1 pseudogene is annotated in these 242 nt (G+C 80.6%); it reads right to left on the bottom strand.

Annotation, left to right across the window (positions count from 1 at the left end):
* Window positions 1-242, bottom strand: a pseudogene (locus tag KVS71_RS18395) (cyclase family protein); the annotation flags it as partial.

Here is a 242-nt window from a genome sequence, read left to right as displayed (position 1 = left end):
CGGCCCGGTCGCGAACCGCGGGGCCGGGAACCTCCCGAACCCGTGGACCGCCGGAGGGGCCGCGGTGGACCCCGCCCCGCGCCCGGGGAGGCGAACCAGAGCGGTGAGGTGCCCGACGACATGCACGCCCGCCGCGAGGAGGGTGCTGTGCGCCGGCCGCTCCCCGCCGCCCTCCGTGTCGTCGATGGTGTGCGCGTCGTCGCCGCCCGGGGGCACCCCCGCGTCCACGAGGGTGCGCGCCG

The organism is Microbacterium sp. GbtcB4 (genome assembly GCF_019091465.1).
In the GTDB taxonomy this organism is placed as follows: Bacteria; Actinomycetota; Actinomycetes; order Actinomycetales; family Microbacteriaceae; genus Microbacterium; species Microbacterium paraoxydans.
This window is presented reverse-complemented; position numbering and strand designations above follow the sequence as displayed.